Annotated in this window: 8 protein-coding genes; all 8 read right to left on the reverse strand. The window is 36.2% G+C overall.

Annotation, left to right across the window (positions count from 1 at the left end):
• Positions 1–56: 56 nt before the first annotated feature.
• The 8 genes from M1F03_RS03980 to hpaX all read right to left on the reverse strand — a co-directional run bounded on the left by M1F03_RS03980 (position 57) and on the right by hpaX (position 12686).
• Positions 57–950 (reverse strand): GGDEF domain-containing protein, encoded by an 894-nt coding sequence (locus M1F03_RS03980; RefSeq protein ID WP_318840084.1) that lies wholly within the window; start codon positions 948–950, stop codon positions 57–59.
• A gap of 18 nt (positions 951–968) precedes the next feature.
• The gene (gene bcsD / locus M1F03_RS03985; protein WP_154622188.1) at positions 969–1424 is read right to left on the reverse strand and encodes a cellulose biosynthesis protein BcsD; all 456 of its coding nucleotides are present in this window, start codon (positions 1422–1424) and stop codon (positions 969–971) included.
• 2 nt (positions 1425–1426) lie between these two features.
• Complete coding sequence (locus M1F03_RS03990; RefSeq protein ID WP_251465149.1) at positions 1427–5122, reverse strand: cellulose synthase subunit BcsC-related outer membrane protein; 3696 nt, start codon at positions 5120–5122, stop codon at positions 1427–1429.
• Complete coding sequence (locus M1F03_RS03995) at positions 5112–7427, reverse strand: cellulose biosynthesis cyclic di-GMP-binding regulatory protein BcsB (RefSeq protein WP_251465150.1); 2316 nt, start codon at positions 7425–7427, stop codon at positions 5112–5114. The genes M1F03_RS03990 and M1F03_RS03995 overlap by 11 nt, the downstream gene beginning before the upstream one ends.
• Complete coding sequence (bcsA, locus tag M1F03_RS04000) at positions 7420–9531, reverse strand: UDP-forming cellulose synthase catalytic subunit (protein WP_269723346.1); 2112 nt, start codon at positions 9529–9531, stop codon at positions 7420–7422. The genes M1F03_RS03995 and bcsA overlap by 8 nt, the downstream gene beginning before the upstream one ends.
• A 41-nt stretch (positions 9532–9572) precedes the next feature.
• Positions 9573–9899: a hypothetical protein gene (locus M1F03_RS04005; protein WP_154635628.1), complete on the reverse strand. Its 327-nt coding sequence runs from the start codon at positions 9897–9899 to the stop codon at positions 9573–9575.
• A gap of 452 nt (positions 9900–10351) precedes the next feature.
• Positions 10352–11239 (reverse strand): 4-hydroxyphenylacetate catabolism regulatory protein HpaA, encoded by an 888-nt coding sequence (hpaA, locus tag M1F03_RS04010; protein ID WP_154623382.1) that lies wholly within the window; start codon positions 11237–11239, stop codon positions 10352–10354.
• 76 nt (positions 11240–11315) lie between these two features.
• Positions 11316–12686 (reverse strand): 4-hydroxyphenylacetate permease, encoded by a 1371-nt coding sequence (hpaX, locus tag M1F03_RS04015; protein ID WP_154623383.1) that lies wholly within the window; start codon positions 12684–12686, stop codon positions 11316–11318.
• Positions 12687–12834 lie beyond the last annotated feature (148 nt).

Below are 12834 nucleotides of genomic sequence, written 5' to 3' on the forward strand. Positions count from 1 at the left end.
GGTTCTCAACGAGCACAGTTTTTTAGCTTTCTAATAGCGCTAATTAGATAGCGGGTTTAACGATATTTTTTTGTTTGATTGCCTCCTAGTTTTTTGGCTTGATATAAAGCAATATCAGCATTTTTCAATAATACCTTTAAATGGGACCCATGTAGTGGATATTGGGCAACACCGATACTAATACTTATATTGGATATCTTTATGGCTAAGTAACGGTATGAATAGCAACTCATACGATTAACTAGGTTTAAAAAGATGTAATCGGCATTTTGATGACTATTAATCATTAATGCAAATTCATCCCCACCAAGCCGAGCTAAAATGGCGTCGCTAGGCAAAAGTTTTTTAATATTTGTGGCCATTTTCTTTAATAAGTAATCACCGTACTGATGACCTAATGTATCATTTACGCGCTTAAAGCCATCAATATCAATAATTGCTAAGTAAAAACTTTCTATGTTATTTTTTATTGATTTTATCTTTTCATTTGCCTTTTTATAAAATCCATATCTATTGAGTACCTTTGTTAAAGAATCATGATTAACTTGGAAAAGTAATTTATTGTTGTTCGCTATTAATCTAGTCACTTCAACGAATGTTATGCAATATCTAAATTGGCTATCTCCCTTTATATTTGTTTTTATTAATTTCGTGATAAACACTAGCTTTTTATTGTTTTTGTTTATAAAAAACAGTTCCTTTTCAAAGTCGTTATAACGGAAAATATCATGACTATTATTCTTTTCTAATATAAGATGGTCCGTTTTTATTTTTATTTTATATCCCATGATTTCATCATGGGTATAGTGGTTATGCGTTAAAAAAAGTTCACTAGCGTAAACTATTTCTCCATATTTATTAATCAGCAGCATCATGACTGCTTGATTTGTGATTGAATTTAATGGAATAGCTTTGTTTTTAACTAATAGGTTTTTTTTAATGTCAAACATAACGATGAGCGTTTTTCTTTATTTAAATAAAGCATAACGAAATATAAATATATCCTCAGTGGCATTTTCATTCCATAAAACGGGAACTGATTTATTACCACCTTGGGTTATTAACCACTGAGTATAAAGCCCTTCTAAAATGCTAGCACTAGCTCTTCGCCATTTTTTATTTACAGATGTTGGTGCATGAGGCCATGCGCAATGCATAATTAATAACTCGCTATTTGCGGGGGCCATCTTCACAAAGCCCCAATTAAACATCTCTAAAACAGTATTAATGTTTTTCTCAAGCTGACTTAATGTATTTGAGTTTTCAATAGTATGTAACTCACCAAGTTGTTGTCCTATTTTTCTTAATGTTTTACAACCTTCATTGGTTTCGCCAGATGAAAATTCAATAAATAAAAAATTAATTAAATCATGCCAGCCTGTCTTATAACCGCGCTGTAGATAACTATCTTGGTCAAAGATCATTTTTATTTTCCTAGTATATCGTTGTCGAATAAATATTTAAAGTAAATATTTGCTTTTGTTTCGTTGTAATTACCAAAAGTATTGTAGCTTACATTAGCGCCGATAAATGACGATGGTGAAAATTTATAATTAGTGTCAAAGTTAATGGAGTAACTGAACCCTTTTTCACTGGATTTTTCATATACGTAATCTATATATTCATCATTCTGAGAATAATTTTTTAATTCTGCCTGATATCGCTTATCAGTGGGATAATAATCCGCGCTATTAGAAGAATATGATTGATAGCCTAATGTAGAGTTTAATTTTAATGATAATTTATCTATCGTTTGTTCATAAGAAACGGGTAAAGAAATCGCAATATATCTTTGAGGACTAAAGTAACCTGCTTGCCCTAAGGTATAGTGATTTAGGTTTTTATCAAATCCCATATAATGAACGTTCGCGCCAAACTTTAATGATTTATCCTTTTTATTTATACCATAAATGTAAGTGCCCGTATTTAAATCAATGGATTGGTTATTAGGCACTTGTGTACCAATATATTTATTAATGGCCACTTTTGCATATGCACCATATTGGCTGTCATCCCAAGCATATTGCGTTGAAACGGCGTTACGGGTGACTGCTCCCCACTTTCTCCCTGTTGTGCTATCTATGAGTCCACTATAGGAAAGGAGACTGTCTGTAACGGCTCTTCGCTCTGCACCAAAAGTTAACCGACTGTTTGGTGACGTTTTGAGCATCCATTCTGCCCCTCCCACCAAAGAAACAATCACGCCATCGCTATTGGTATGCCCGAAATCGAATTGGAAGTTATCACCTTTGAGCATCATGCTTGATTCTAAGCCTTGTATTGCACGCTCATTAATCTCATCGGCATGTAAATCATTTCGCAAATCACTTTCTACCAAGCTACGTCTATTCGCACGCGTCAAAGCACCACTCCCCACTAGGCTGGCATTTTCTGCGGGGGTTTTACCTGAGCTCATCATCGAGGGCGAAACATTTAGCGCTAATTTCACATCATCAAATAATGGTAGTGAGAGTGTGACTGTTTCTTTGAGCTCAGTTAATTGACTTAGCCCCGACTCCCCTGAATGACGGGTAAACTGTACTTCACTATTTATCGATACAGATGTTTTTTGCCGCAAATCTGCCAACAATGTTTCGATGTGATTGAGTTGCTCTTTTTGCCGATTATTTTGATAGCGATAAGTCTGCATTTCCCCAGATAAGGGATGATTGATAGGCAAATAAGTGAGATTTTTTTGTGGTTGAACTAATCCCCATTGTGCGGTTTTTAATAATTTTATAGCTTGGTTATTATCCCCTGCAAGTTGCGCGAGACGTGCAGATAGAACGATATAATCGGTATGGTCCGTCGGCTTGATATCAGCAAAGTATTTCTTCGCTTCTGTAATGTTTTTATTGCTAATTGCTAAGTTGACTAAACCAATTAATGCTTCTTGGTTTTTGGGGGAAATGGACAAAATATAGCGATAAATATCGGTTGCTTGGTCTGATTGGCCATTGGCTTGATAAATACGCGCTGTACTTAGGAGTAACTTGCTGTTATTAGGGTCATTTTTTATTTCTGGTGCTAATATTTGCCAAGCTTCATTCAAATAGCCATTTTCACGAAATGAGTCCGCTTGTTCACTGAGATAGCTTATTCTGATATTGCTGATTTCTTTTTCACTCATCGCGCTCAGTAAAGCAGGGGTATTCATTAAGCTTTCTGCTTCAGAGTAGTAACCTAAGCGACGTAAAATAAGAATCTGCTGTGTATAATCTTTTAAGTTTCCCTGGGGGGTTGCTGATAAATTTTGACGGATAATATTAACGGCTTGTTGGCTGTCGCCGGCATCCATATATAGCTGAGCAAGACGGCCAATATCACTGGGATTATCTGGTAATGTGTTGATATTATGTCTCAATGTATTTAAAGCGGCATTATAGTTGCCATTATCAATGTAATGTTGAGCAATATCGATTTGCTTATTTAATGTAGCCCGTTTTTTGAGTGTGATGATTTCATCGCTCTGAAATTCAGTCGGAATTTTATTAATTAAAATGAGTACGTTATTCCACTGGTTCTGTTCAGATTCCCAAATGAGAGCGCTATGCCAAGTTGCTGCTGACGGATAGTTAGCAACTAGATTATTCATCATGGCATTGGCTTTTTCGAGCTCACCTTTTTTCATTAACACTCGAGCATAGTCTAAGGTTAGCCAAGCATTTTGAGGTGCTTTCACAAGGGCGTTCTTAAGAATATGTTCCGCCTCACTGATTAAACCGTTATCGAGCGCCTTTGCCGCACTTTGTCGGTGTTGTTCACTGGTATCTATTTTTTGTTGGTAAGCATGACGCTCAGCAGGCGGTAATGACTGTAGTAATTGTTCAAATTCAGCATATTTTTTTTGCTCTGCAAACACCCAAATTAACTGCTCTTTTATTAATTTGTTATTAGGGTATTTTTTATCAAGCTGCTGATACAGTGATTCTGCACTGGAATAATCTTTTTTTGCTCGATAAAGTTGTCCGCGAAATAAATCAAGGGTGATGAGTTGTTGTGTATCACTGGCATGAGTTTCATTGATTAATATCAATGCCTTATCATACTGCTTACTGCGTATTAATTGTTTCACAGTATCGATTGCTGAATAATAGCCCATATTTTGAGCATCTTTTAGCCATTGTGTTTTCTTATGTTCTTTTGTGTTATTTGCCGCTTCAGTCAGTAGTTTTTCTGCTTGTTGGTAATCTTTTTGATGTAATGCCACGTAACCAAGTCCTGCGATAGCATCAACTTTTTTAGGATCCTTCATCAAAACAGCGGTAAACTTCTGTTTAGCTTGAGCAATGTGCCCTTTATTTAGTAGGGAAAATCCTGAAAGGGTCTCGTTATTTCCAACACGGCTGTGATAATACTCCATTACGCTATCATCCTTTGGCGATAAACTAATAAAATTCTGATACAGGGGTAAATCCTGTTCATTAGGTTGCAGCCAAAGTAGAGCCTGCTTAAGTGAATGAATCACAACTTCATTTTTATTTTCAATTTGAAAGAGTTTTTGTATTCCTTCGCGTCGTGTTTTTTCCTGATAGGTTAATACAGTCGCTAGAATACGTTGCGCTTTAAAATCAGAAGGGGAGTGCTGTACTCTTTCGGTTAATGCTAAAATCGCTTTATCTAAATGCGCTTTACTGCCAGCGAGTGTTTCATAGTATTCTAATGCAAGATCACCAGTAGGTGGATGATTGGCAAATAGCTTATCGTAAGCTTGTATAGCTTGCTTGATATGACCATTTTTCGCCCATTCACGAGCCTGTTGTAAGGATTCAGGCGAGATATCTTTATGGGGATCGAGGCGCATGAGCTTGACTATTCTCTGATCATTCGGAGAATATTTTTTTAATTTATTGATCCAGAGGATAGCTTCTTGTTTTTTTCCCTGTTGAATTTTGTAATGGGACATTAAATATAATGCCTCGATGTTATATTGTTCAATGGCAAAAACTTTGTATAAAGCATCGTAAGCAAGAGGATAATTCGATTTGCTATGCCAATAATTTGCTTTTTCTAAAAGCATTTTGATGGCGACTTCATTTTCTAATGAATTAGCCAATATTGATAATGAATATGTTCCACATAACAAAGTGATAAGTGTGTTTATTAATAAATTAACTTTCATATTCCCTTTTCACCTTTGTCAGACGTTTGGATTCATGTTGTTTAAATTTATTATATAAATAGAAGCTAATGAATAATAATGAACTAAACAATATAACCATTAATAAGAATAAATGTTGGCTAAAAAACCATAGAACTAATCTATGCGGAGGAAGTTCTCCAGATAAAAATGAAGGATTAATGCTTACGTTTTTAATACTATCAGCGTCACTGAATAAGAGAATGTCACCCGCATCGAGCGGCTGTCTTTCCGATTTTTTGATATCATTATAAAGCTTATTTAACTGTTCTGTATTTGTTGCAGTCAAAATTGTCACAACTTTATTTGAAGACCATGGGGATTGAAAACTGAGTATGCCTCGCCACTGATGAGTATTTGATAGAAAATCACTCACTATTTCGAATTGATTTTTCCACTCACCTAAAAGCAGTAGTTTTACTTTTTTGAATAACGAAGGTGAAATAATATTTAGATTTCCATTGCTATAGTGATAGGAGGTTCCTTTCATGAGCGATGTTACTGCTGGAATGTCTTTTATTTTAGCAATAACAATGATATTTGAATTTTTTAATTTACTATGTGATTTTTGAGTATCACTCAGTATAGTTAAATGACTAACGGGAAAACCAGTAATACGACCTGATTTCTCCATGAGTTGTAACATTAAAACAATATCTTCTTTTTCCGGTTGTCTGTTCAATAACAGAACGGTATCTGAGAGATCTGCATATTTAGTGTATGGAAATAATCCATTTAAAAACCAATGTGTATTAGGTAACTCGCCAAAATGAGATGCATCGCTAAGATCAATAGTTGAGTTTGTGAGTATTTGATTAACAAAACTCGCATTATTGATAATGTCACAAGCGATATTTTCATCGGTCTTAATATTAAAGTAAAAGCTGAGTTTATTTTCACCAATCAAACCTGAGTTATCAAGGTAGAGCATAGTACTGTTTTTTTGATTATGACCGAAGAAATCAGTAATTGCAGTAATGACACTGTTTTTATGAGCAGAAATATTTTTTAAAAATTGATAGTTTAGGGCAATTGTTAATATCGAATTATTCATATCTACCCAATTTTTTTTATCGAAAGAATAATTGATTTGTACTGGGATTTTATTCCCCGTTAACATGAAAGTATCAGGAGGAACTTGAAAAGTAATATTCTTTTCCTCCAGTAAAAACAGCCGAGATTGTAACGCATCATTCGTTTTCATTATTTGGCTAAAAGGAATAGATTTTTTGAGTGGGAGCCAATTAGGGGCATCATAAGCTAATCGATTTTTAGAACGATAAGCGGGAACGTGTAAATGGTCGCTATCGCCATCGGGTAAATCCTCAGTAAAAAGCTGGTAAGCTGCTTGTCGTAACTCTTCTGCATTACGCCCACTTACGACTAAAATTTTATATTTTTGATTGATAGGATTATCAATAATTTTTAAATGCGGACCATCGGAATGCGCAAAGGATAAACCCGCAATCATTTCATTGGTTGTTGTAAATAAAACAGCATGCTTTTCAGGGATTTGGTCCAAATAAACATGAAAGTGATTCTCTTTTTCTTCGCTTTTGATCCCAAAAATAGAAGCAACGATTGCTGAGGCGGCTAAAATATCTGGATTAGGCGAGGCGGAATAAACAAACGCAAGTTCGTTTTTATTAATTTTTAGCGGATCTAAAAAGGGTCGAGGGAAGTCCATTAGGGATTTTCGTGTATTCATGAGTATCCCTTGCATCGCCATAATGCTTGAAGGTGATATTTTGAGAGTTACATTTTTTAGATCTGGGCGCTGACATGTCCATTCGTTGTTAATAATGTCATCATTACTAATGATTTGAAAATTAAGGTTATTTTTTGAGGATAAAACCGTGTTTGCTATTTTAAAAGTAAAAATAGCCTCATCTTTGCCAATTTGAGATAGCGGTATTGCACCTAACGATTGATCATTTAAAGTGACCTGTAAGTTATCTTTTTCAATATTCTCAGCGCTATCGATGGAAAGGACGAGCTGCATTTCTGCATGAGTTGCAATAAAATCATAAGGGAGTGTGAAACTGATCCCTGATTGCAGAGTATCGCCATTTAAAGTGACACCATGCGTTAATCCCATTTTTTTTAATGAAATTTCTTCTGCTGTAGTCTCAATCGCCTCTGTGTTATTCGCTAAATTATCATCTAATAAAAATGCTAATTGAGAAGGCAATTTATTATTTTCATCACTAAGTTCTACAGCAAAAATAGCCGTAGTATGGGTCAGTAATGTATAGGCGATAAGCAAAAGCTTAAGATAGTTAAACATGTTGCCGCTCTTCATTATTCTGTTTTGAAAGAAGAATCGAGTTATCCAGTATTTTTTTATTTCTGCGGATAATAAATAATTCAAATGCGCATTGCAGGACATCTATAAACGATCTTAATGGCTTATCAGTAGGACTAAGAGGGGAAAACCAAGCATCTGCACGAGTTAAAACAACACGTACAACATCTCGCCGGACCGTATTGGTTAAATGATCAAATTCTAGACGTAGTTTTTGCTCGTCAACCCAAGCTTTTTTAATGGGAATTAATGCACTTTCCTTACCGATTCCAATTGCAATTTGTGTGATAACCCCTCGTTTATGGTGATGCTCAAGGGGTAAATGAAGTCTTGCGCCACTCATGGATAAATCTATTGAGTGAGTTTCGATATGACTGCCATCAGCAAAGCATACAGTAACAGGAATTGATGCTGGAACCCGAGTAGCACGACGTAATTGTTTCGTTTCTTTTGCCACAGAGATGGATGCTAAAACAATCAGCAAACTATAAATAGCCCAGGTAAGATTGATAATGATGACGCCATCGTCAATGTCTTTATAGATACCTACAATCCATTTAAAGGAGGCAATGCTAATTCCAGATAATAGGAGTAAAGCGACAATAATCAGTGGGCGGACAGCACGATGATCAAAGTAATTTTTATCTGTCAGGTCGCCTTTATCTGTGACGTTAAATTTGCCCAGTTTAGGGGATATTAAACTCATTAAGGTTGGTGGTATTAAATGAAATGCCATGACTGTTTCATAAATTTCTCCCCAAAATGAATAACGATAGTGACCAACCAGTTTTGAATTCACGTAGTTTGAAGTGATCAAATGAGGTAAGGCGTAGGAAAATATTAAAGTAGCCGATGATGAAATGATATTTAGGCTAAATAAAATGAAAACGAGTGGCGATAAGAGGAAGATAGCTCTAGGTAATCCATATTGGAAATGTAGCATTGCGTTTAAATAACAAATGCGTTGTACAAATGTTAGTCCTCTGCCAAGCAATGGATTATCAATACGAAATATTTGTGTCATTCCTCTAGCCCAGCGGATACGTTGATTAATATGTAAAGTTAATCTTTCAGTCGCTAAGCCAGCAGAAAGTGGAATATTTAAAAATGCCGTATTCCAGCCTTTACGCTGTAATTTAAGGGCGGTATGAGCATCTTCAGTAACCGTTTCAACTGCAAATCCGTTTGTCTCTTTGAGTGCACTACGGCGAATAACTGCACATGAACCACAAAAGAACGCAGCATTCCAATTATCATTACCCTGTTGTACTGGCCCATAAAAAAGGGCACCTTCATGTGGGACTCTTTTGGCTGCTGTTAAATTACGCTCAAAAGGATCTTTAGAATAAAAATAATGCGGGGTCTGTATTAGAGCGAGTTTTTCATCTGCTAAGAAGGCACCTACAGTTGCTTGTAAAAACACCCGAGTTGCAACATGGTCGCAGTCAAAAATACAGATCAGTTCACCGCTGGTTTTTGTTAATGCGTGGTTTAGGTTTCCTGCTTTTGCATGGCTATTATCAGGACGGATGATATAACCAACATTAATATCCTCTGCGAGTTGGCGGAATTCACTTCGTTTTCCATCATCTAATATATAAATATTTAATTTGTCTTTAGGGTATTCGATGCATTGAGCAGCAAGTGCCGTATCTTTAACAATATCAATGTGTTCATTATAGGTAGGGATAAACAAATCAACAGTTGGCCATAATGAAGTATCCTTTGGCAATGGCTCTATTTTTCTTTGTAATGGCCAATATGTTTGAATATAACCGAATAATAAAATGGTGAGTGAATAAAGCTCCGCGATAAATAGCAATGAACCTAAAAATAATTCTAGATATGAATCAAAATAGAGTGTTGTTGTCGCTCTCCACCAAACATAACGTGAAGTGCAAAGTAATGAAACTAAGATCATCATGAGTTGCGTTTTTTTGTTTTTAATTCTGCCAATACAAAATATAAATGCAACCAAAACTCCACCTAATATAAATTGCTTATCACTATCTAGAGGGATAATGATTAATAGAAAAAATAAAACTATAAAAAATGCAGATATTAAGAGGTTGCGTATTTTTTGCATATAGCTAACTCATAATGAAGTTATATTATATTTAATGTCTTTTATTTCTTGCTAATGCTTGAAAAAAGGTCACTAAGAATAACTATTCGCTCAAGGTGTGGCTCTGATGCTACAGGATTATGATAATAGTTATGCTTATAATCCATAAAATGATCAAGTTCAGGTTGTGCGGACTGATTGCTATCTGTTTTTTCTTGAGTGAGAGATGTGGCTTCCTCTTTTATATTCTCAGATAATACAGGTTCTTTTTTTGTTGTTATATTTGATAATGTTTTCTCATTGTTGGAATGATTTTTCTCCTCTATTTCAAGAAAGGCGAAATTATCCATTTTAAGTTGGCGGCTTAATGAATTTAGATCATCGTACATAGTTAACCTTACCCTAAAAATAACCAAAGCAATTACTCATTTAATGGATGATTTTTACCATGGTCTTTTAGGTAAATCATCTTATTTTGATATAATATTTAGTTATAATATTGGATAAATTGCTTTGATTGATAATATGTAAACAATCTATAGAGATACATTATAGAATTCGGAGACTTGATTTTTAAATATGATGTAATTGTGAAATTTGGATAAATAGTATTTATTGGTTCTTTTAAAATCAATAGCTATTTTGAATAAATAAAATAGCTGAAAATATATATTGAAAAAATCTAAATTATGATTTATATACGACAATAATTGATAATTTAATATTAGATTAATTATTAATCATCTTTGATTGTTTTTATGACGATATATATAAAATGAAAATATCAAGATTTTTTTGTTATAGACAATCTATCTTTCTCGTTTGTTAAGTCATGGATTGGCTAATGAATGTTTTTATCACGCCATTGGCTTGGTGAATCACCCACTAAGCGATTAAAGAAACGCGCAAAGTAGGCGGGATCTTTAAAGCCTAATTGGTAAGCAATTTCTGATACAGGACTGTCACAAAACAATAGCATGCGTTTCGCTTCTCGTAATATGCGGTCAAAAATTAATCGCTTAGGCGGTCGGTTAGCGAATCGCCGACACATATCTTTGAGTCGAGACTCGGTAACACCGAGTTTATTTGCGTATTCAGGAATAGAAAGATGCTCATGGTAGTGTGAGTCAATGAGTTGATTGAAACGTTGAAAGAGATGATGCTCTCCTCTCACTCCACTGATAGGGTGATCGTCAAGTGGGATCGAACGTAAGAGAAAAGTAAATAAAGCTTGTGCTAAAGAGGATAAGACTTGGTCTCGGCCTGCGTAACTATTTGCGGATTCGCGAGCCATCAATGCCCAGTAATGACGAAAAGTTTCTAGATCATCCGGTTTATCAGCAACAGATAAACAAATCGCTGGTATTGCAACGATATCTGGATTTGCGGGGTAGAGGGACTCTAATAATGGCGTTATTAGATCTTGCCTAACTGTGAGCACATGTCCGTCAGTATCTTCTTGAGTAAAAAAAGCGTGGGGTACAGAAGGGGGCGTGAGAATAAATAATGGCGCTTGAACAGAATAACGTTGTTCATCAAGCTGTAATGTAATATGACCTGTTTCCAGATAATGGAGTTGGAAAAAGCCATCATGTCGGTGAGCTTGCATATCGCGGCCAAAAAACGCCGCCATATTACCGAATGTTTGGTAATGAACATCATCATTCCCTTGTGTCTCATCATAATCTTTGCTGATATCGATATTAGTTATTAATGATGACACGACCATGTTCTCCCATTGTTCTGTTCAACTAGAGCCGCACGGTATCATCGCGCGGCTCTAATCTTTTTCATTATCTTAAATATTAAGGTGTTGCTCTAGGGCGTGAATTTTTCATTGGTATCAATACTACCAGTATAGCTCCGATTACCAGTAAACCCGCGACAAAATAGAGTCCGGAGTTGAAGCTACCTGTTTGATCCTTCAACCAACCGATTAAGAGTGGGCTAACCGCGGAACCAATATTACCTGTCGCGTTAATAACGGCAATACCAACAGCACGCGCGCGTAAACTAATAGATTGATCTGGGGTTGTCCAGAATACCGCCATAGCTGTAAATGACCCCGTCGATGCCATGATGATACCAATAAGTTGAATGACGGGATGATGTGTTAAGGCTGCCAATACCCAACCTGCTGCGGCAAATAGGTAAGGAAGTGCCGTGTGCATTTTACGCTCTTGTAACCTATCAGAGCGCCGACTCCAATAAATCATTCCCAATATGGTACAGAACTGAGGAATCGCAGTAAGTAAGCCGATCATGGCATTACTACTACCTTCGTTAAAGCTCTGCATAATTTGTGGTGTCCAGATATTAATTGCGCTGAGTGTATTCGTCAGGCAGAAATAAGCCACAGTGTACATCAGAACGACAGGCGTAAAAATCTCTCTCCATAAGCTTTTATTTTGCAATGCAGTATGGCTTTTTGAACCATGTGGTTGGATAAGCTCTAACTTATCTTGTTCCATCATCTCTTGGAGGCTTTCTTTGTCTTCTTTGGTCAACCATTTGGCTTTTTCTGGTGAATCATCCAGATAGAACCAAACAAGTACACCTAAGATGACAGATGGGAAACCTTCTAGTAGGAACAGCCACTGCCAGCCTTTGAGGTCAAAGATGCCATCCATTTCGAGAATATAGCCAGATGCAAGGGAGCCAAATGCCATTGTGACAGGCATTGCGACCATGAATAAAGCGTTCGCTCGCGCACGGAAGTAAGCAGGGAACCAGTAGGTTAGATAGACCAGAATACCCGGTAAGAAGCCTGCTTCCGCCACCCCTACTAGCATTCGTAGGATATAGAGACTTGTCGGTCCGGTTGCAAACATGGTGGCTGTTGATGCGATCCCCCACAGCACCATAATGGTTGCGATCCAACGACGTGCACCGACAATACCCAACATAATATTACTTGGGATGCCAAATATGACATAGGTTGCATAAAACAGTGTGGCTGCAAGACCAAACATGGTGGATGTTAGGCCAATATCTTTCCCCATGGTTAAGCCAGCAAAACCAATATTAATACGATCGAGGAAAGAGAAAACAAAGAGTACGAATAAAAATACAATCAATCGACGGAATAACTTTTTAATAACGCGTTGTTGTGGCTCAGTCAAATTCTTATGCTGCTCAGCAGGGTTTGGTTCAGCAACGTTGGATAATTTGCTCATTTGTAAATCCCTCATTTATATGCATTTTATGCTGTTATGGGTACAAAAGGCTCTGAGGCAGCCATTAAATATGTCTGCCCTGTCGGCACATTGGTTGTTAATGTTGTTTTTCTTATGCCATTTATTGTGTATTTGTAGGGTAATAAAA

It is taken from the genome of Providencia sp. PROV080 (genome assembly GCF_033688105.1).
In the GTDB taxonomy this organism is placed as follows: Bacteria; Pseudomonadota; Gammaproteobacteria; order Enterobacterales; family Enterobacteriaceae; genus Providencia; species Providencia zhejiangensis.

Excerpts from the sequence above, each read along its gene's own strand:
- M1F03_RS03980 (WP_318840084.1), bottom strand. The coding sequence starts at position 950 with ATGTTTGACATTAAAAAAAACCTATTAGTTAAAAACAAAGCTATTCCA.
- bcsD (WP_154622188.1), bottom strand. The coding sequence starts at position 1,424 with ATGATCTTTGACCAAGATAGTTATCTACAGCGCGGTTATAAGACAGGC.
- M1F03_RS03990 (WP_251465149.1), bottom strand. The coding sequence starts at position 5,122 with ATGAAAGTTAATTTATTAATAAACACACTTATCACTTTGTTATGTGGA.
- M1F03_RS03995 (WP_251465150.1), bottom strand. The coding sequence starts at position 7,427 with ATGTTTAACTATCTTAAGCTTTTGCTTATCGCCTATACATTACTGACC.
- bcsA (WP_269723346.1), bottom strand. The coding sequence starts at position 9,531 with ATGCAAAAAATACGCAACCTCTTAATATCTGCATTTTTTATAGTTTTA.
- M1F03_RS04005 (WP_154635628.1), bottom strand. The coding sequence starts at position 9,899 with ATGTACGATGATCTAAATTCATTAAGCCGCCAACTTAAAATGGATAAT.
- hpaA (WP_154623382.1), bottom strand. The coding sequence starts at position 11,239 with ATGGTCGTGTCATCATTAATAACTAATATCGATATCAGCAAAGATTAT.
- hpaX (WP_154623383.1), bottom strand. The coding sequence starts at position 12,686 with ATGAGCAAATTATCCAACGTTGCTGAACCAAACCCTGCTGAGCAGCAT.